We start from the raw sequence: 16,978 nt of genomic DNA, 5'->3' as shown, positions 1-16,978 counted from the left end.
TGCCGAACGGACCGACAATTCCAGCTCGTCTACTTTCTTCAGCAGCAGCGGGTTGAATTCCAGACCATCGTCTTCGTCCTGGCGGCCAGCTGATTCCGGCTCGTCGAAGTTGACGAAGATCGACAGCTGATCCTGCAGGATACGTGCGGCAAAGGCCAACGCGTCTTCCGGCGTGATCGAACCGTCGGTTTCGATCTTCAGAGTCAGCTTGTCATAGTCCAGAACCTGACCTTCACGGGTCGGCTGAACGTCATAGGCAACCTTTTTGACTGGCGAATAGATCGCGTCGATCGGGATCAAACCGATAGGCGCGTCTTCCGGCTTGTTTTTCTCAGCCGAGACATAGCCCTTACCGGTGTTGACGGTCAGTTCCATGAACAGGTCAGCGCCATCGTCCAGGTGGCAGATGACGTGATCGCGGTTCAGAACCTCGATGCCAGCGCTTTCGCTGATGTCGCCTGCGGTGACAACTGCGGGGCCTTTAGCATTGATCGACAGGCGCTTGGGGCCTTCGACTTCCATGCGCAGGGCAACCTGCTTGAGGTTCAGGATGATGTCGGTGACGTCTTCGCGAACGCCTGCGACGCTCGAGAACTCGTGCAATACGTTGTCGATCTGAACGCTGGTAATGGCCGCGCCTTGCAGCGAGCTCATCAGAACGCGGCGCAGCGCGTTGCCCAGAGTCAGACCAAAGCCGCGCTCCAGCGGCTCGGCAACCAGAGTCGCCTGACGCGCGGGATCGTTGCCCGGCTTGCCTTCCAACTGGGTCGGCTTGATCAATTCTGCCCAATTCTTATGGATCATGTAATCCCTCCATTCCTGTCCGCGCCCCATGACCAACAAGGTGCAGACGCCCGAGGTTTAAAATGACGTGCTGGGGCCGTGCAAAAACACAGCCCCAGCTCAATTCAAAATCGCTTAGACGCGGCGGCGCTTCGGCGGGCGGCAGCCGTTGTGAGCAATCGGAGTCACGTCGCGGATCGACGTGATGTTGAAGCCCACTGCAGCCAGCGCGCGCAGAGCCGATTCACGACCCGAACCGGGGCCCTGAACTTCGACTTCCAGCGTCTTGACGCCATGTTCCTGCGCCTTTTTGCCTGCATCTTCTGCAGCCATCTGAGCGGCGTAGGGGGTCGATTTACGCGATCCTTTGAAGCCCATAGTACCGGCAGACGACCACGAGATGGCGTTGCCCTGTACGTCCGAGATCAGGATCTTGGTGTTGTTGAAGGTCGAGTTCACATGGGCAACGCCCGATGCGATGTTCTTACGCTCTTTGCGCTTAACGCGAGTCTTATCACGTGCCATCAGTCAGACCCTCCCTTATTTCTTCTTACCAGCGATGGCCTTTGCGGGGCCTTTGCGGGTACGAGCATTGGTGTGGGTACGCTGACCGCGAACCGGCAGGTTGCGGCGGTGACGCAGACCGCGATAGCAGCCCAGGTCCATCAAGCGCTTGACGTTCATCTGAACTTCACGACGCAGGTCACCTTCAACGGTGAAGTTTTCGTCGATGTATTCGCGGATTTTCAGAACTTCGGCGTCGGACAGTTCGTTGACGCGACGGGTCGCTTCAATGCCCACGGCTTCGCAGATCGCTTTGGCCGAGGTGTTGCCGATACCGGTGATATATGTGAGGGCGATAGGTACCCGCTTTGCAGTCGGGATGTTTACGCCGGCAATACGTGCCACGTGTCACTTTCCTTTTTGTTGCGGTTCCGTAGCTCCGGAACCTTTTTTCACAACACTTGATCTTGGCAGTGACGCCAGAGGATCCAGCATTTGTACGAGGTAGTTACGACAATCAGGACGAATCCCGAATGCGCAGTTGATTCCCAAAAGGGATGGGGGTCGATATGGGCTTTTGGCGGTGCCGTCAAGCCCATTTCAGATTTAGCCGAGAACAGCCTCGATCGAAGCGGTCACTTCGTCAATGCTGGCCAGGCCATTGACCGGGCGCAAATCGCCCTTGGCGTAGTAGTAGCCGATCAATGGAGCAGTTTTCTTGTAGTACTCCATCAGGCGGATGCGAACGCTCTCTTCATTGTCGTCTGCCCGAACGGGTTCACCAGCAGCGCGTGCCTCTTCGGCTCGGTTGACGATGCGCTTGACCAGCGTTTCGTCATCAACACGCATTTCGATCACGGTGTGCAGCGACTGACCCAGCTTGGCAAGCAGAGCCGCCAGCGCGTCGGCTTGCGCCAGCGTGCGTGGGAAGCCGTCAAAGATAAAACCAGCGCCTTTTTCGGTCATCAGCTTTTCTTCGATCAGGCCGATCACGATCTCATCGGTGACCAGCTTGCCCGCGTCCATGATAGCCGCAACCTTCTTGCCCATATCGGTGCCAGAGGTCTTGGCTTCGCGCAACATGTCGCCGGTGCTCAGCTGGACCATGCCGCGTGTCTTGACCAGGTGTTGCGCTTGCGTCCCTTTACCTGCCCCCGGGGGGCCCAACAATATGATGTTCATCGACGAGCGGGTCCCTTCCTGCCGCGTTTCTTGCTTTTACCGCGCAGCTGGGACTTTTCGATAAGCCCTTCGTATTGATGCGCCAGCAAATGGCTCTGGACCTGTTGGATCGTGTCCATGGTCACAGAGACGATGATCAGAACCGACGTGCCGCCGAAATAGAACGGGATGGCAAACTGGTTCCGCAGAATTTCCGGCAACAGACAGACCAGCGCCAGATAGGCCGAGCCCAGCACCAGCACACGATTGACCACGTATTCCAGATACTCCGAGGTCTTTTTGCCGGGACGGATGCCAGGCACAAAACCGTTCTGCTTTTTCAGGTTGTCTGCAACATCGTCCGGCTTAAACGACACGTTGAACGTGTAGAAGTAGGCAAAGAACACGATCATTGCAGCAAAGAACAGCAGATAAAGTGGCTGCCCGGGGCCAAAGTTGGCCAGCAACCAAGACATGACCGGTCCATTCGTTGCGCCCGACGAGAAGGTCGAGATCGTCACCGGCAACAGCAGCAGCGAGCTTGCGAAGATAGCAGGGATAACACCTGCGGGGTTCACCTTGACCGGCAGGTGGCTGGAACCACCCTCATAAACCTTCATGCCGACGTTGCGGCGCGGATACTGAATATGGATTTTGCGAAGTGCCCGCTCCATGAACACCACGAAGGTGATGACCGCAATTACCATTACGATGACGCCAACGATGACAGCTGGGCTGATCGCGCCCGAACGGCCAGAAGCAAAGAACTGTGCCAGTGCTGCAGGAACCTCGGCGATGATGCCGACAAAGATAATCAGAGAGATACCGTTACCGATGCCACGCGCGGTGATCTGCTCACCCAGCCACATCAGGAACATGGTGCCGCCAACCAGCGTGATCATGGTCGACATACGGAAATAGAGACCGGGATCAGTCGCAAGGTCACCCGATTCCAGCGAAACGGCCAGGCCATAGGCCTGAACAGTCGCCAGAGCCACGGTGCCAAAGCGCGTATACTGATTGATTTTCTTGCGCCCTTGCTCGCCCTCTTTCTTGAGTTGCTCAAGCGCGGGAACCATCGCAGTCAGCAGCTGCACGATGATCGAAGCCGAAATGTAGGGCATGATGCCGAGGGCAAAGATGCCCATCCGCCCCAGCGCCCCGCCGGTGAACATCGAAACCATGCCGCCGATGCCTTGCCCCGCCTGCTCCATGAACTCGCGCAGCGCTTGTCCGTCAATCCCCGGCACCGGAATAAAGGTGCCCAGACGATAGACGATCAGCAATGCAAGCGTGAACAGGATGCGGTTGCGCAGATCGGTGGCTTTGCCAAGGGCAGCCCAGCTTGTGTTGGCCGCCATTTGTTCTGCTGCTGATACCATAAATCGGTCTCTCTTGTGAAAACGCCGCCCGGAACCGTTTTCCGGCTCGGACGGCGTCTTGGAAAACTCTGAAGTCTATGTAAGCGGGTCTTCGCCCGCTCACAAGCGCTTACTCTGCCGCAGCAGCTTTTGTGACTTTCAGTGAACCGCCCGCTTTTTCAACTGCCTCAACGGCAGCTTTCGAAGCACCGGTGACTTCCAGGTTCACTTTGGCGCTGATTTCGCCTTTGGCCAGAACGCGAACACCGTCCAGTTTGCGACGAACCAGACCGGATGCAACCAGTGCGTCCTCGGTGATCGCAGCTTTGGCGTCCAGCTTGCCGGCGTCGACGAATTTCTGGATCAGGCCCAGGTTGATAACAGCGAATTCCTTGCGGTTCGGCTTGTTGAAGCCACGCTTGGGCAGGCGCTGGTACAATGGCATTTGGCCGCCTTCGTAGCCATTGATGGCCACACCCGAACGGGATTTTTGGCCTTTGATACCACGGCCACCCATTTTACCTTTGCCGGAACCGGGACCACGACCAACGCGGGTGCGTTTCGGTGCGGCGCCAGGATTGTCGCTCAATTCGTGCAGTTTCATATCGCTTCTCCTAAGCCGGATGTGACCCCCGAAGCGTGATGGGCCAAACACGGCATTTCTTGGTTTTGATTCTCGCAGCCCATACGGCCACCGAGCGCGTATAGACGGATGACATCTGTGATTCAAGAGGGTTGCAAACCTTGCACCATGGGTCACGTGCATTTGAATGCCTAGCACTTGTTCCGATTGCCGGATCAGTGTCGACAACAACACTTTGTGCGAATGGCGATCCCGGAAGGACTCGAACCCTCAACCTGCTGATTAGAAGTCAGCTGCTCTATCCAGTTGAGCTACGGGACCGCTGGGCCCTTCTTGATGGTTTTAGCGACCGGGTTCAAGAGCCAAGCGCATGAATGCGCTGTTCGGGTCGTTGGTGTAGCCGAAGATTGGTTCGCAATAGGAATAACCAAGCGCTTCATAGAGTTTGCGCGCGGCATCATATTCGGTCAGGTGCGCTGCGCCAGTCTCAAGCACCAGTGCCGAAACCCCCTCGTCCCGCGCCAGTTCGGCAAGGTGATTCATCATCACCCGAGCCAATCCACGGCCACGCGCCTGCGATATTATGTGAACCGATTTCACCTCGGCCGTTCCATCCGGCAATGTCTTGAGCGCGCCACAGCCGAGCGGCTGGTCGGACTCATACAGCGCCCAGAACCGAATGCCCGGCCCCGCCAGCGAGTCGGCATCCATAGTGTGATTGCTTTCTGCAGGTCCCGCTGTCTCGCTATGAGCAAAATGCGCCTGCACCACCGGACGCAGGGCGTCCGAAGTAGGATCAGCCTCGCGGATATCGATCATGCGATGGGTCTCGCTCAATGTGTCCAGGGACTGCGGCGGTCTGTGGCAAAGTTCTCGCCATAGCCCCGTGCGCGCAAGTTCGGTTTGCGCTTATGAGGCTCGCTGACCTGCACCTCGATGCCATTATCCTTGGCATAGTCCAGCGCTTCTTCCTTGGTGTCGAACTTCAGGCGCACCTGAGTCTGCGTGTCGTCGGACGATGTCCAGCCCATCAGCGGATCAACCTCACGCGCTGACGCGGGTGCATATTCCAGAACCCACTTGTGGGTCTTGGCCATGCCCGAAGTCATCGCATTCCTTGCAGGCTGGTAAATCCGTGCGCGCATGTCGCCTCTCCGTACTCACTTGGCTGACGTTGTTTATGCGTCAGAGCGTGCGCTGGGACAAGACAACAATTGTCACAGCAAGCTTTCGTGCCTCGCCCTCTCGCACAAGACCACTGATGTCAGAAACTGTCATCAGTCTACGCTATCTTTCTGATCAATCCAAAACGAGGACACCACGATGATCCATCATGAACGAAGACTGGAGATCGACACCAACCCCGAAGCAATCTGGATGGTTCTGAGCCGCTTCATGCATATCGACGAATTCGCGCCACAGGTCACAACCGTAGATGCATTGACGAACGGCAAGGATGGCGTCGGATCAAAGCGGCGCTGTCACTTTGAGAACGGAACTTCACTGATCGAAGAGGTCACAGACTGGCGACCCAATCGAGGCTATAGCGTCCGCTTGTCCGAGATGCCGGCGATGCCCCTGACTGAGGCACATGCAGCGATTGCCATCGAACCACTCGCAGATAGTCGTTCGCGGGTGATCTGGAGCATGGATTACGAGATGAAGTACGGCCCATTGGGCTGGCTGTTGGGGCAAACGCTATTGAAAGTGATGATGGGTCGGGTGCTGGACAGCAATCTGAAAGCACTGGCTGAAAAACTGCGCACAGACCAGATCCCGGACGCCCAGTTTGCCTTTTACTGAAACTTTGGTTTCTAGACCGGATCAGCCCTTGCAGTTGGACAAAATAAGAACAAATGTAGGGACCTGACCCGGAGCCTGCTTATGCCATACGCCCATTCCGACAAGACGCAACTGACCGCCGAAGACGTCCGCGCACGCCTGAAACTTGAGGGCGGCAAACAGTTCGTCATGCACACCGAGTTCGCCCCCGCTGGTGATCAGCCCACGGCGATCAAAGAACTGGCCGGAGGTGTTCTGGACGGCGAGCGTGATCAGGTTCTGCTGGGTGCGACCGGTACCGGTAAGACCTTCACCATGGCCAAGGTGATCGAGGAAACGCAGCGCCCCGCGATCATCCTCGCGCCCAACAAGACATTGGCAGCGCAGCTATATGGAGAGTTCAAAGGCTTCTTCCCTGAGAACTCGGTCGAATACTTCGTCTCGTACTATGACTACTATCAGCCCGAGGCCTATGTGCCGCGCAGCGACACTTACATAGAAAAAGAATCGCAGATCAACGAACAGATCGACCGGATGCGCCACTCGGCCACCCGAGCGCTGTTGGAACGCGATGACGTGATCATCGTTGCCTCGGTCTCCTGTATCTACGGTATCGGGTCCGTTGAGACCTACGGGGCGATGACGCAGGACCTGAAAGTCGGCAATGAATACGACCAGCGGCAAGTGATGGCTGATCTGGTGGCTCAGCAATACCGCCGCAACGATCAGGCGTTTCAACGCGGCTCGTTCCGGGTGCGGGGCGATTCACTGGAAATCTGGCCCGCCCACCTTGAAGACCGCGCGTGGAAGCTGTCGTTCTTTGGCGAAGAACTGGAACAGATCACCGAATTCGATCCCCTGACAGGCGAACGCGCCGCCACGATGGAACACGTGCGGGTCTATGCGAATTCTCACTACGTGACGCCTAAGCCGACGATGCAGCAGGCGATCATCGGCATCAAAAAGGAACTGCGCATTCGGCTGGACCAACTCGTCGGCGAAGGCAAACTGCTGGAGGCGCAACGACTGGAGCAGCGCACCAACTTTGACCTTGAGATGCTCGAGGCAACTGGTGTCTGCAACGGTATCGAGAATTACTCGCGCTACCTCACCGGCCGCGCACCGGGCGAACCGCCCCCGACCCTGTTCGAATTCATCCCTGACAATGCCATCGTCTTCGCCGACGAATCCCACGTCTCCGTCCCGCAGATTGGTGGCATGTATCGGGGCGACTATCGGCGCAAGTTCACGCTGGCCGAACACGGGTTCCGCCTGCCCTCCTGCATGGATAACCGCCCGCTGAAGTTCGAGGAATGGGACGCCATGCGCCCGCAATCCGTCTTTGTCTCGGCCACCCCCGCCAAGTGGGAAATCGAACAGACCGGCGGTGTCTTCACCGAACAGGTGATCCGCCCCACCGGCCTGCTGGACCCCGAGGTCGAAATCCGCCCCGTCAGCATGCAAGTCGACGACTTGCTGGACGAGGTGCGCAAGGTTGCCGCCGATGGTTACCGCACGCTGGTTACCACCCTGACCAAACGCATGGCCGAGGACCTGACCGAATACCTGCACGAACAGGGAATAAAAGTCCGATACATGCACTCGGACATCGATACGCTGGAACGTATCGAAATCCTGCGCGACCTGCGGCTGGGGGCGTTCGATGTGCTGGTCGGGATCAACCTGCTTCGCGAGGGGCTCGATATCCCCGAATGCGGGCTGGTCGCCATTCTGGACGCGGATAAAGAGGGCTTCCTGAGATCAGAGACCTCGTTGATCCAGACCATCGGCCGCGCCGCGCGGAACGCCGATGGCCGGGTGATCATGTATGCCGACAAGATCACCGGCAGCATGGAGCGGGCGCTGAACGAGACCAACCGCCGCCGCTCCAGACAGATCGCCTATAACGAGGAACACGGCATCACCCCCGAGACGGTGAAGAAAAACGTCGAGGACGTTCTGGCCGGTCTCTACGAAGGCGATGTGGACATGAACCGCGTCACCGCCACCATCGACAAACCAATGCACGGTGCCAACCTCGAGGCCCATCTGGACGGCCTGCGCGAACAGATGCGCAAAGCCGCCGAGAACCTGGAATTCGAAGAGGCTGCCAACATCCGGGACGAGATCAAACGTCTGGAAGCGGTCGATCTCGCCGTCGCCGACGACCCCATGGCGCGCCAATGGGCGGTCGAGAAAGCCTCGGAAGATGCAGTGAAATCGCGCGGACGGTCAACGGCTGGGAGGCCGGGGCAGCGGGGTGGGAATGTGAAGCGGAGGAAGCGGTGAACTTTTTGGTTGAGACCACGCACTATTGCAGCTTATAGCATTGTTTGGCCTGAGAAATTTACCCTAGCAGCAAAAGGTAGCTTATGCGATTTTTTATCTCAGTTTTCATCATCCTAACCTCTATCGCACCTGCATGGTCAGATGAAACTCGCCTGGACTACTCTGGGCGCACTGTCATTTATCATTCAGATGTCAAGCTCCGCGGCTCTCAAAAGAGAGATGTCAGGTATTCTCACAAGGCAAATTTCTTTGGTGCGGTTGCGATAAACACAACAAAAAAGACCAATGACAGCAACGGTGCCGCATGGGGTTATCATAACCTAAAAACAGCGCAAGATAATGCGATGCGGTCGTGCCGGTTCAAGGCAGATCGACCTGAAGACTGTGTATTGTACCTTTCTGTGGTACCAAAAGGGTTCGATTTCAAACCGAAAACACGCACCCTGTCAAATGACGCAGTGGAAGCCTATAATTTCCTTGTCGGATGGTCTCGGTTGAACTTTGATAGCTATCGGTCCTTTGCAGTTAATGGCATTCATACTTGGGCTTATTCTGCGAGCGCGCCAACGCGTGAGGCCGCCGAAAAGGAGGCACTGGAAGTTTGTGAAGAAACTTTTGCCAGATCACAAAAGAAAAAGGACCCTGCTTGGGCAAAGGCCGTTTACCTGAAAGAGCATTTGCAATGCAGGATCTTCGTCACATTTTCACCCGTCTGACCATTGTATGGAGACGTAGATACGAGGGCCGTCAACCGGATCTCACCCGTTTTGTCCGGGCCAACATGACTGCGACCGGCTGATAAGGTAGTGCTTTAACAAGTATCCCACACTTCAAGGTTGCAGCTCAGCGCCCTCTCCTCCACGTTTGAAATCACATTTTGTGATTCCAAACGGTTGCCATGACGAAACCCAATAACCTGCCCAGTACGCATGAGGTCCAAAGCGCCATTCACCGGGTGCGCGGCACCCGCGTGGTGCTGGCCGAGGATCTGGCGCAGTTCTACGGAAAATCCGTCAGCGCCTTCAATCAGGCCGTGTCGCGCAACAAAGACCTGTTCGAGGGTTACCGCTTTCAACTCACCGATGCCGAGGTCGCTAATTTGCAATCACAGAATGTGATCTCAAAACCCAAAGGCCGCGGCGGGCGGCGGGTCAATCCGTGGGTCTATACAGATTACGGCGTTGCCATCGCCTCGGCCCTGTTCAAGGACCCGCGCGCGATCAAGATCACCCGCATGATCACCGAAGCCTTCGTCGACGGCGCAAACGCATTGGCCGAAACCCCGCGCAGCGTGCCGGAAATCCTGCCACCCGAGGATGCCCCCGCCCCGCTGCTGCCCAATGGCGATCAACTGCGCGATCTGGCCGAAAACATCCTCGATTCCGGGCAGCAGAGCCTTGTCGACTACATCGCCAACCCGACCACCAAGCGGCAACAGGCCGTGGCAGTAATCATGAAAACCCTGGCTGAAACGGCCGGAGAAGAGGTGCGCACCCAACAGGAACGCCTGCGCCTGCGCATCGCCGAACGTCTGGCCACCGGTGACTACACCGATGACGATGACCGCAAGCGGCTGATTGAATTGCTGCACGCGATGAAGGGCTAAACCCCCAACTCGGCCCGCATCTTCTTGGTTAGCTTGGCCACGACCAGTTCATAAGACATCACAATATGCTCGCGAAGGGATGCGTCACTCATCCCGCGTTCCTCATAGACCTGCAGCCACTTCATCCCGCGTGAGGCGAGATAAGGCGCTGGGCGGATGCCGGGTTCGTCGCCGAGAACTTCGAAGGCCAGATCGGTGGCCTTGAAGGTGAACGCATCTGCACCATCGTTCCAGCCACAGATCGCAAACACCTTTCCGCCCACTTTCCATACATCCGCATTGCCCCACTGCACCACATGGCTGGTAGCTTTGAGACTGGCGCAAAAAGTGTTGAATTCATCGCGGGTCATGACGTCATTCATGGCGACCGTGTGGGGTGAAGACAAGCCTGTCCGGCAGATTGCCCGCGCCATTTCGCAATGTTCGGATCAGACGGCAGACCTTCATCGCTGCGTGGGATAACCTGCGTTGCTGTGGAAGATCTGGTGCTCAGAGAACACTATTTGCCAGATCAGGATTATCTGGGTTCCTTGCCGTGGCTGGCGATGGCTGGCTGCAGCTGGGTACCTGTAATCCTGTTACGTCCTACAGTTAGTCATGCTGATTATGATGTCAACAAAAAATCCAACAAAATCATATAGTTGACAGTTTTTGTCGGTTATAGATTGCCTTCGTCATTCAGGGTTTCACAAACTTTGCATTCCCTACCCTGCGCTGCGCTGGGGCCTCTGCCTGCGCAGGTGCAGGTGCAGAAGACGGCACCGGAGCAGGGATGACCGCCGTCGGATTTTCCACGACAAACGTTCCGCATGCGACCCCATCTCCATCAGGATCGTTGCGCTTGTGATACCCGGGCTGCCCTTCGCGCACGGCCCCCATGCCCAAGGCATGCGCTGCATCACATCCCGCCAGTGCGACCAGATGAATGACCGCCTCCGCATGTTCGTAATCGGTCGTTCGCAGATAAACCCCAAGGGCGATCGTCGCGGTGGTAATTGGCAACGCCAGTACCATCATAAATATGCGGAGTGGCGAGAGAGCCTTGCGGCGCACAGCCTCAGCCCGCTGCTGCCTTCTGGATGGCCTCGGTTTGCTTTCTTCGTATGAAGGATTCTCAGACGTCATAATTTGAATGCTACCGAAACTATGTGGCAAAGCCGAGGCGGTCAGGAGAGTTACTCAATTTGCCTATGAAGGCGCATTGCGCTGCGACGGATCCCGCGCAAAGGCCTCAGGATGGGACAAAGCCTCGCGTTGATGCGCAGCGGCACCAGCCCACCAGGACAGCTGTTCAAATGCCCGCCCCATATAACCGTGCCACCGATCGGCTTCGACATCAGGAGCAAACGCACCATCCACCTCAAACACCTCATGAGCTTTGGGGACGTGGATCATCGCAGAAACTGGCAAGCAACCCAGCTCACTCAGATACGTACGCATATTGACAGCGGCCCGTGCCCCACCCCACTGGCCCGCGGAATAGGTCGCAATGACGCTGGGTTTGTATGAGAACAGGGAACTTCCGAAGTGGTTCAGCAGATCCGCCAGAGCAGGCGACATCGAGTGGTTGTACTCAGGGCTGACCATGACATAACCATCCGCCCGTTCAATCTTCTCAGCCAGCACATTCAATGCACCTGGCGCACGGCCTTGAGCATATGCGAAATGCGGCTTGAACGGGTGCGAGGGCTGCAGCTCCAGAGGGTCGATCAGTTCGACATCAGCACTCATTTCGGACAGCTGTTTATGGCAGGCCCGGGCCACACGTTCACCCAAGCGGGCCGGGCGCGGAGGTGTGCTTTGCCGGACCGAGCCCAGAAAGACAAGAAAATTCAACGGCACTTTTGCCTCCTTTGACGGTCAATTCCGCTCTCGCACTTTCGCAGAATAAGTGCTTATGTCACCCGACCTTATCCGGTGAAGAAGATATGACGCGATCCGATCCATTCCAACCGTTTGACGACACCGCCCGTGCTCTCGCGCATGAACTGCTGGCTGGTGCAGAATATGCTGCCCTTGCGGTGCTGCAACCCGGAACCTCACTGCCTTCGGTCACCCGGATCGCCCTGGCGACCGACACCAATAACCAGCCCATTACTCTAATCTCGACCCTTGCCGAACACACACGCGCCCTGCAGGCGAACCCAGCTTGTGCGTTGTTGATTGGCGAACCCAGAGAGAAAGGTGACCCGCTGACCCACCCGCGTCTGACACTGCATTGCACCGCTAATCTGATCGCCCGCGACAGTGCCGAACACACCACCCTGCGCACGCGATATCTTTCGCTACGCCCCAAGGCCAAGCTTTATGTGGATTTTGCCGATTTCGGATTTGTTCGGTTCAATACGACCGATGGGCTGCTGAATGGCGGCTTTGGTAAAGCCTGGCGCCTTTCAGCAGCTGATCTCTGACCTTAACGGACAACATGCACCGCACATCCTGCGTGTCGCACAACATGGGTGGCAGTTGATCCCAACAACAAGTCCTGCATCCCGGGTCGATGCGAAGCCATGATAATCAGATCAGGCTTGTTAGTTTCCGCCCAATCCAGAATCGTCCGACCCGAATGCCCCTCGATCACCACACCCGTGGCGTTTGGCAGTTTTTCCGCAAGCATATCGAGCTCGGTCTGAATCGCCTTGCGCGCCTCGGTCAGATACTCCACCGGCATGTAAGAAATCGCATAGTCCGGAATATGCTCGACCACATGCAGCAACGTGACCTGGGCATCCGGAGTGGCAAGTATCTGCGCCAGCTTCAGCGGCCCCGAAGTGTCACGTTCGGCATCAAAGGAAATCGGAACAAGAATATTGTGATACATGGCGCGTGCCTCCGTAATTTGCACACCCAGATTGAACCGGGTCGTCCTATTCAGCTTTGATTCAGGTCAGGATCAGCCAAAGGTTTCTGCCACGTCATACATGACCGGCTCAAAACTCTTGCACAGCTCATTGATTTTGCGATTGCGATCCCGCATCTCTGGGGTGCGCAACATAGCCAGAAAATCCTCACGGCGCTGCCATTGCGAATAGTTGGCGATCCGGGTCTGGGCATCATTCACGTGCAGACCCGCTGATACGAATCCGGGCTGTTTCGAAATGAAATCCGCATATGCATCGGTCAGTGCTTCCAACAGATCCTGACAGGTTCCCGGGGTCATCTCGAATGTGGTGATAACGGTTTGAACGCTCGCGGTTTTCGAAATTTCTGGCATCTGGAATCTCCTTTGGCTGATCCAAGCCTAGCACAGCTTTCTGAAACGTCTCCTGTTTCCTGTATGCACTGAACGGGCGCAGGCTGATTTTTTCGAAAAAGCAAAATTGGATAACCCTCCGTTAACCAAGCTTAAGGATGCTGCCCGCATGGGTCGCATCATCACCATCATTCTATACGTGTTCGTGTCTGCAGGGCCTGTCTGGGCCGGGGCCTGGCTAAGGGAAAAGGGGCATGGCTTCACCGCTGTGGCTGTCTCCGGCTTCGCGGAAAATGACGGAACCCGCAAGTACAAGTCATCCCTTTATGCGGAGTGGGGTCTGCGCCCCAAACTGACCATCGGCCTCGATGCCGAGGAACATCAGGACCAATATGGCCACGCTGTGGTTTTTGCCCGCTTCCCGCTTGCAGATCTGGGGGATCCCGGTCGCTTCGCAGCCGAACTTGGTCTGGGCGCGCATCATCGGGGACTTCAGTCCTGGGCGATGTACAAGGCCACACTGTCTTATGGCAAAGGGCTGCAGACCGGCTTGGGCAACGGCTGGCTCGCTGTCGATACTGCCCTTGAATACCGGACGCATGCAGATTTGATCAGAAAGCTCGATGTGACGGTCGGACTTTCAACGGATCGCCTCCTGGATCCACTGCTACAGATCGAAACCTATTATGCGCCCGGATATCCGTTTTACTGGAGCGCGCGCCCATCATTGATGATCCGCCCAAGAAAGGGAAAATTCACCTGGATTGTTGGGGTGGAAAAAACCTCTGCACAGGATGCCATCGGGGCCCGACTTGCACTCTGGCGCGACTTCTGAAGACGGACCGGCCACCCGGTTAGGGGTGGCCGGCGCGATGTCTAGTGTTCAACACTCATCGTGACGGATGCCTCACCGCGCAAGGCTTCGGGCCAGCGCAGGGTGACCGACCGGTTATTGATACCCTGCTGAAGGTCAACATACGGTGCCACATGGCTTACCCCGTTGAACACGTTTCTGAGCGGCCCAAGCGCAACCACACTTTCACAACTGCGCGCCTTGCCTCCAAAAGGCAGCCGGTCCAGTGAATCCACTGTCCATGCATGGGAATGAGAGTGTTGAGTATGACGCATCCGCAACGGATTGGCAGTCTTGAAACTTATACCGTGGAAGGTGTTATCTTCGAACTTGACGTTCGAATAGCGATCGCGATCGAGATTGGCAAAAGTGGTGTCGACCCGCTCGACCCGGTCGATTGATCCGCTGCTCGTTCGGAACAGATTTCCGGTCACGTTCATGCCGTAGATGGTGTGGCCTGCGCCATACGGGCGAATAACGATAAAGCTGAACCAGTTCGCCGGTTTACTTGCGTAAAAGATGTTGTCGGTAATGCTCATGGCACTGAACGAATAGCCAGCTGTATAGCTTGGCGTGGTATCGCGCTCATTTGTCCACTGAATGAAGCAGTTATCGACATAGTTTTCAGAGATTTTCGAACTGTTATAGGCACCAATCATCACCAATCCCGGATGGCGCACGCCATTCGGAATGCTGTCCCCCTGGTGGAAATGGTTGCCCAGAACCAGATTGTTGTCCCCGCCCAGAACCGCAAAATGCTTGAACCGGTTCGCAAGATTATGGCGCAGCTTGATGTCATTCGCATTTGCGTTCACCGCAATGGATGTGCGCTGCGGTACGTTAAAGGACTCCTCGCTCGACAAGAACTGGCAATTGTCGATCAGCATACCCTGACATCCTGTCGCGATCGAGGTAATCCCCCGATCTTTGGGGCGACTCACAAAGCAATTCGCCAACGAAAAAGTACTGCCTGACGGCGCAAGGCGGATGGCGCTGCAGCGGCCGTTACACTGGAACTCGATCTGCTCCATGCCAAGTTTCCGCAATTTGGCGAAACCACTGAAATCCAGCAAATACTTGAAGGCGGTGAAGCCGAAATTCTGCGTACCGCTACCACTGTAGAGCCTTGCACTCAGCGTCAGTTCTCCGGCACCCACATTCTTTGCGCTCACATAGACCTCGCGCCCGACGCCGCTGCCGGTAACCAGCGACCCAACGGGGATGTTGGCAACATTTGCGACGTTGGTCAGGTTGTGAGGCCGGGACGGATCATATGTCGCAACCGATGCGAAAACCTCAGTATCCCAAGCTGAACTGCTTCTGACGTCGAACTGCCCGTTGCGGATGATACGACGAGTTGAGAAACCTCCCTGCCGGTTGGGCACAGCCGCGGCCAGGTCGATCGGTTCGGTAACCGATATCTTGCGACCACCCAGATCAAGCGACTCATGATCGGTATTGTTCAGCAAGGCCTGAAACGCCTTCTTGAACGCCAACGTCTCATCCTCGAATGCTGAGATATAGGTGGGCAGGTCAAAGTTCTTGGTCAGCAGCAACATCTTGTCATCGGGCATGGTGACCGTGCCCTCAAACTCGATCTCCGACGACATGCTGGTGTTCTGCGCCAACAGGTACATGCCCTTGGGAACCAGAATACGACCCCCGCCTGCGGCCTGATCCGCTGCCTCGAACGCTGCCGAGTCATCGGCGACACCGTCACCAATCGCCCCGTAATCGCGGACATCGACAAACCCGATCATGTCGCGCAGGAATACGTTGGTTACATCAGTGATCTCGATGTCATCAATCCGTACTAAAGCCCCGTTTGTGCCGTCGATATCCACGCCAAAATGGCCGTACAGGGCGGAAACACCCCAAGGCATATCCACGCCCGGGCGTTTGCCGGTGCCAACGATGGCAGTGATCTCGTGCACGGTACCATAGCCCGACAGTTGCGTCGCAGGCCCCTGTTCGACCAGACCTGTTACGTGCGTATCTCCCGCACCACCGGCCCAACCGGCGATACGCACCTGAGGCAATGGGCCTGATATCGCCTTGACCCGGGCCTTTATCTGCAAATAGCAACCCGGTAACAAAGGCGTCTGCCCCATGTGGCGCACCTTCTGCGTTGCACTGGTCTTTAGAACTTCCAGGCATCCGGCAAAATCCGCATCGGCAGGAACGAATGCCCCTGTTCCCGATCCTGCATATGTCGGTGAGCCGGGCGTGCCGTCACCGCTCGACCAGACATCCAGTCCATTGGCGAATGCAGGTGGTGTGAAGACTATACCGTCGGTGATCGCCTTGTTCATTTAAATCCCTTTCCCAATCATGCCGCAGCCTGTCGCGCGGCACACGTCAAAACCTCAGTTCGGGACCGGCCCCAAACGCGAAAGCCTGAGTATCGGAAAGGAATTAACCGGTGCTCATATCACCGTGACGATGGTGTTGCCTCAGGCAGCAGGATCCGAATTGCCAAGCAACTGAACACCGTTGATCTTCCAGCCACTTTCCTGCTGCACCATCTGATAATCAAGAATGTGTACGCGCCCGTCACTATCCGTGATCATGACCTTTTGCCACAGCGCCCCTGCAACCTTGCGCAGTTCCAGAAACCGCACATCTGCAGGGCGCCAGACCATGGGATATCCGCGCCGAACCATGACCCCGAAATTCTCTGGCGTGCCAAACAGGCGCTGGATATTGGGGCTGGCAAATGTGAAGGCGGTGCTAAAATCATCCGCCTTGAATGCCTGTATCTGTGCCGTGATGTTTGCTTCGATCTCGGCATTTTGTGCAAATGCACCAGACGCCAGACCGGCACTCAGGGATACAGCAAGCAATAAACGACGCATGGGGCCAC

At 56.5% G+C, this 16,978-nt stretch carries 20 protein-coding genes, 1 tRNA gene and 1 pseudogene; 6 read left to right on the top strand and 16 right to left on the bottom strand.

Features of this window, described 5'->3' with window-relative positions; genetic code table 11:
- The 9 genes from E1297_RS44895 to E1297_RS44855 form a co-directional block, all read right to left on the bottom strand.
- A partial coding sequence (locus tag E1297_RS44895; protein ID WP_244328114.1) for a DNA-directed RNA polymerase subunit alpha occupies positions 1 to 804 on the bottom strand: 804 nt, incomplete at its 3' end.
- A gap of 114 nt (positions 805 to 918) precedes the next feature.
- Positions 919 to 1,308 (bottom strand): 30S ribosomal protein S11, encoded by a 390-nt coding sequence (rpsK, locus tag E1297_RS44890; protein ID WP_008757289.1) that lies wholly within the window; start codon positions 1,306 to 1,308, stop codon positions 919 to 921.
- Positions 1,309 to 1,323: 15 nt separating this feature from the next.
- Positions 1,324 to 1,692, bottom strand: coding sequence for a 30S ribosomal protein S13 (gene rpsM, locus E1297_RS44885; RefSeq protein ID WP_170332212.1), 369 nt, complete (start codon positions 1,690 to 1,692; stop codon positions 1,324 to 1,326).
- 201 nt (positions 1,693 to 1,893) lie between these two features.
- Positions 1,894 to 2,469, bottom strand: coding sequence for an adenylate kinase (locus tag E1297_RS44880; RefSeq protein ID WP_155150038.1), 576 nt, complete (start codon positions 2,467 to 2,469; stop codon positions 1,894 to 1,896).
- Positions 2,466 to 3,830 carry a preprotein translocase subunit SecY gene (secY, locus tag E1297_RS44875; protein ID WP_155150036.1) on the bottom strand — a complete coding sequence of 455 codons (1,365 nt, stop codon included), beginning with the start codon at positions 3,828 to 3,830 and terminating at the stop codon, positions 2,466 to 2,468. Before secY ends, E1297_RS44880 begins: the two co-directional genes overlap by 4 nt.
- Positions 3,831 to 3,939: 109 nt before the next feature.
- The gene (gene rplO, locus E1297_RS44870) at positions 3,940 to 4,413 is read right to left on the bottom strand and encodes a 50S ribosomal protein L15 (RefSeq protein ID WP_155150034.1); all 474 of its coding nucleotides are present in this window, start codon (positions 4,411 to 4,413) and stop codon (positions 3,940 to 3,942) included.
- 223 nt (positions 4,414 to 4,636) lie between these two features.
- Positions 4,637 to 4,713, bottom strand: a tRNA-Arg gene (locus E1297_RS44865).
- Positions 4,714 to 4,734: 21 nt separating this feature from the next.
- Positions 4,735 to 5,211 carry a GNAT family N-acetyltransferase gene (locus E1297_RS44860; RefSeq protein ID WP_155150032.1) on the bottom strand — a complete coding sequence of 159 codons (477 nt, stop codon included), beginning with the start codon at positions 5,209 to 5,211 and terminating at the stop codon, positions 4,735 to 4,737.
- A 14-nt stretch (positions 5,212 to 5,225) separates the two neighbouring features.
- Positions 5,226 to 5,537, bottom strand: a complete 312-nt coding sequence (locus E1297_RS44855; protein ID WP_155150030.1) for an ETC complex I subunit — start codon at positions 5,535 to 5,537, stop codon at positions 5,226 to 5,228.
- 178 nt (positions 5,538 to 5,715) lie between these two features.
- On the opposite strand from E1297_RS44855, the gene E1297_RS44850 reads away from it, so the two are divergent.
- The 4 genes and pseudogenes from E1297_RS44850 to E1297_RS44835 all read left to right on the top strand — a co-directional run bounded on the left by E1297_RS44850 (position 5,716) and on the right by E1297_RS44835 (position 10,069).
- Positions 5,716 to 6,195 carry an SRPBCC family protein gene (locus E1297_RS44850; RefSeq protein ID WP_155150028.1) on the top strand — a complete coding sequence of 160 codons (480 nt, stop codon included), beginning with the start codon at positions 5,716 to 5,718 and terminating at the stop codon, positions 6,193 to 6,195.
- Between the two features lie 168 nt (positions 6,196 to 6,363).
- Positions 6,364 to 8,463, top strand: a pseudogene (uvrB, locus tag E1297_RS44845) (excinuclease ABC subunit UvrB); the annotation flags it as partial.
- A gap of 83 nt (positions 8,464 to 8,546) precedes the next feature.
- On the top strand, positions 8,547 to 9,179 hold the full coding sequence (locus E1297_RS44840) for a hypothetical protein (protein ID WP_155150025.1): 633 nt from the start codon (positions 8,547 to 8,549) through the stop codon (positions 9,177 to 9,179).
- A 239-nt stretch (positions 9,180 to 9,418) separates the two neighbouring features.
- Entirely contained in the window at positions 9,419 to 10,069 is a 651-nt protein-coding gene (locus E1297_RS44835) for an ORF6N domain-containing protein (protein ID WP_209016373.1), read from the top strand.
- Here the strand turns inward: E1297_RS44835 and E1297_RS44830 are convergent.
- From E1297_RS44830 to E1297_RS44820, 3 genes are all read right to left on the bottom strand, one after another.
- Entirely contained in the window at positions 10,066 to 10,419 is a 354-nt protein-coding gene (locus E1297_RS44830; protein WP_155150547.1) for an MmcQ/YjbR family DNA-binding protein, read from the bottom strand. The two genes, E1297_RS44835 and E1297_RS44830, sit on opposite strands and share 4 nt — an antisense overlap.
- 328 nt (positions 10,420 to 10,747) lie before the next feature.
- The gene (locus E1297_RS44825) at positions 10,748 to 11,071 is read right to left on the bottom strand and encodes an excalibur calcium-binding domain-containing protein (RefSeq protein WP_209016372.1); all 324 of its coding nucleotides are present in this window, start codon (positions 11,069 to 11,071) and stop codon (positions 10,748 to 10,750) included.
- 186 nt (positions 11,072 to 11,257) lie between these two features.
- On the bottom strand, positions 11,258 to 11,911 hold the full coding sequence (locus E1297_RS44820; RefSeq protein WP_209016371.1) for an NAD(P)H-dependent oxidoreductase: 654 nt from the start codon (positions 11,909 to 11,911) through the stop codon (positions 11,258 to 11,260).
- A gap of 86 nt (positions 11,912 to 11,997) precedes the next feature.
- Here E1297_RS44820 and E1297_RS44815 point away from each other — a divergent pair, with 86 nt between their 5' ends.
- Complete coding sequence (locus E1297_RS44815) at positions 11,998 to 12,480, top strand: HugZ family protein (protein ID WP_155150019.1); 483 nt, start codon at positions 11,998 to 12,000, stop codon at positions 12,478 to 12,480.
- A gap of 2 nt (positions 12,481 to 12,482) precedes the next feature.
- Here E1297_RS44815 and E1297_RS44810 read toward each other — a convergent pair whose 3' ends face one another.
- Positions 12,483 to 12,890: a universal stress protein gene (locus E1297_RS44810; RefSeq protein ID WP_155150017.1), complete on the bottom strand. Its 408-nt coding sequence runs from the start codon at positions 12,888 to 12,890 to the stop codon at positions 12,483 to 12,485.
- Between the two features lie 72 nt (positions 12,891 to 12,962).
- Positions 12,963 to 13,283: an antibiotic biosynthesis monooxygenase gene (locus E1297_RS44805; RefSeq protein WP_155150015.1), complete on the bottom strand. Its 321-nt coding sequence runs from the start codon at positions 13,281 to 13,283 to the stop codon at positions 12,963 to 12,965.
- A 148-nt stretch (positions 13,284 to 13,431) separates the two neighbouring features.
- Here E1297_RS44805 and E1297_RS44800 point away from each other — a divergent pair, with 148 nt between their 5' ends.
- Positions 13,432 to 14,097: a hypothetical protein gene (locus E1297_RS44800; RefSeq protein WP_155150014.1), complete on the top strand. Its 666-nt coding sequence runs from the start codon at positions 13,432 to 13,434 to the stop codon at positions 14,095 to 14,097.
- Positions 14,098 to 14,138: 41 nt separating this feature from the next.
- Here the strand turns inward: E1297_RS44800 and E1297_RS44795 are convergent, their stop codons facing one another.
- Entirely contained in the window at positions 14,139 to 16,427 is a 2,289-nt protein-coding gene (locus tag E1297_RS44795; protein ID WP_155150012.1) for a glycosyl hydrolase family 28-related protein, read from the bottom strand.
- A gap of 141 nt (positions 16,428 to 16,568) precedes the next feature.
- On the bottom strand, positions 16,569 to 16,970 hold the full coding sequence (locus E1297_RS44790; protein WP_155150010.1) for a DUF4864 domain-containing protein: 402 nt from the start codon (positions 16,968 to 16,970) through the stop codon (positions 16,569 to 16,571).
- Positions 16,971 to 16,978 lie beyond the last annotated feature (8 nt).

It is taken from the genome of Roseibium sp. RKSG952, from assembly GCF_009711355.1.
Note: the sequence above shows the minus strand (reverse complement) of the source record. Positions and strands in the feature narration are given on the sequence as shown.

Excerpts from the sequence above, each read along its gene's own strand:
- E1297_RS44805 (WP_155150015.1), bottom strand. The coding sequence starts at position 13,283 with ATGCCAGAAATTTCGAAAACCGCGAGCGTTCAAACCGTTATCACCACA.
- E1297_RS44795 (WP_155150012.1), bottom strand. The coding sequence starts at position 16,427 with ATGAACAAGGCGATCACCGACGGTATAGTCTTCACACCACCTGCATTC.
- secY (WP_155150036.1), bottom strand. The coding sequence starts at position 3,830 with ATGGTATCAGCAGCAGAACAAATGGCGGCCAACACAAGCTGGGCTGCC.
- E1297_RS44800 (WP_155150014.1), top strand. The coding sequence starts at position 13,432 with ATGGGTCGCATCATCACCATCATTCTATACGTGTTCGTGTCTGCAGGG.
- E1297_RS44830 (WP_155150547.1), bottom strand. The coding sequence starts at position 10,419 with ATGACCCGCGATGAATTCAACACTTTTTGCGCCAGTCTCAAAGCTACC.
- E1297_RS44840 (WP_155150025.1), top strand. The coding sequence starts at position 8,547 with ATGCGATTTTTTATCTCAGTTTTCATCATCCTAACCTCTATCGCACCT.
- E1297_RS44860 (WP_155150032.1), bottom strand. The coding sequence starts at position 5,211 with ATGATCGATATCCGCGAGGCTGATCCTACTTCGGACGCCCTGCGTCCG.
- E1297_RS44855 (WP_155150030.1), bottom strand. The coding sequence starts at position 5,537 with ATGCGCGCACGGATTTACCAGCCTGCAAGGAATGCGATGACTTCGGGC.
- E1297_RS44810 (WP_155150017.1), bottom strand. The coding sequence starts at position 12,890 with ATGTATCACAATATTCTTGTTCCGATTTCCTTTGATGCCGAACGTGAC.
- E1297_RS44790 (WP_155150010.1), bottom strand. The coding sequence starts at position 16,970 with ATGCGTCGTTTATTGCTTGCTGTATCCCTGAGTGCCGGTCTGGCGTCT.
- E1297_RS44850 (WP_155150028.1), top strand. The coding sequence starts at position 5,716 with ATGATCCATCATGAACGAAGACTGGAGATCGACACCAACCCCGAAGCA.
- rplO (WP_155150034.1), bottom strand. The coding sequence starts at position 4,413 with ATGAAACTGCACGAATTGAGCGACAATCCTGGCGCCGCACCGAAACGC.
- E1297_RS44815 (WP_155150019.1), top strand. The coding sequence starts at position 11,998 with ATGACGCGATCCGATCCATTCCAACCGTTTGACGACACCGCCCGTGCT.
- E1297_RS44880 (WP_155150038.1), bottom strand. The coding sequence starts at position 2,469 with ATGAACATCATATTGTTGGGCCCCCCGGGGGCAGGTAAAGGGACGCAA.
- rpsK (WP_008757289.1), bottom strand. The coding sequence starts at position 1,308 with ATGGCACGTGATAAGACTCGCGTTAAGCGCAAAGAGCGTAAGAACATC.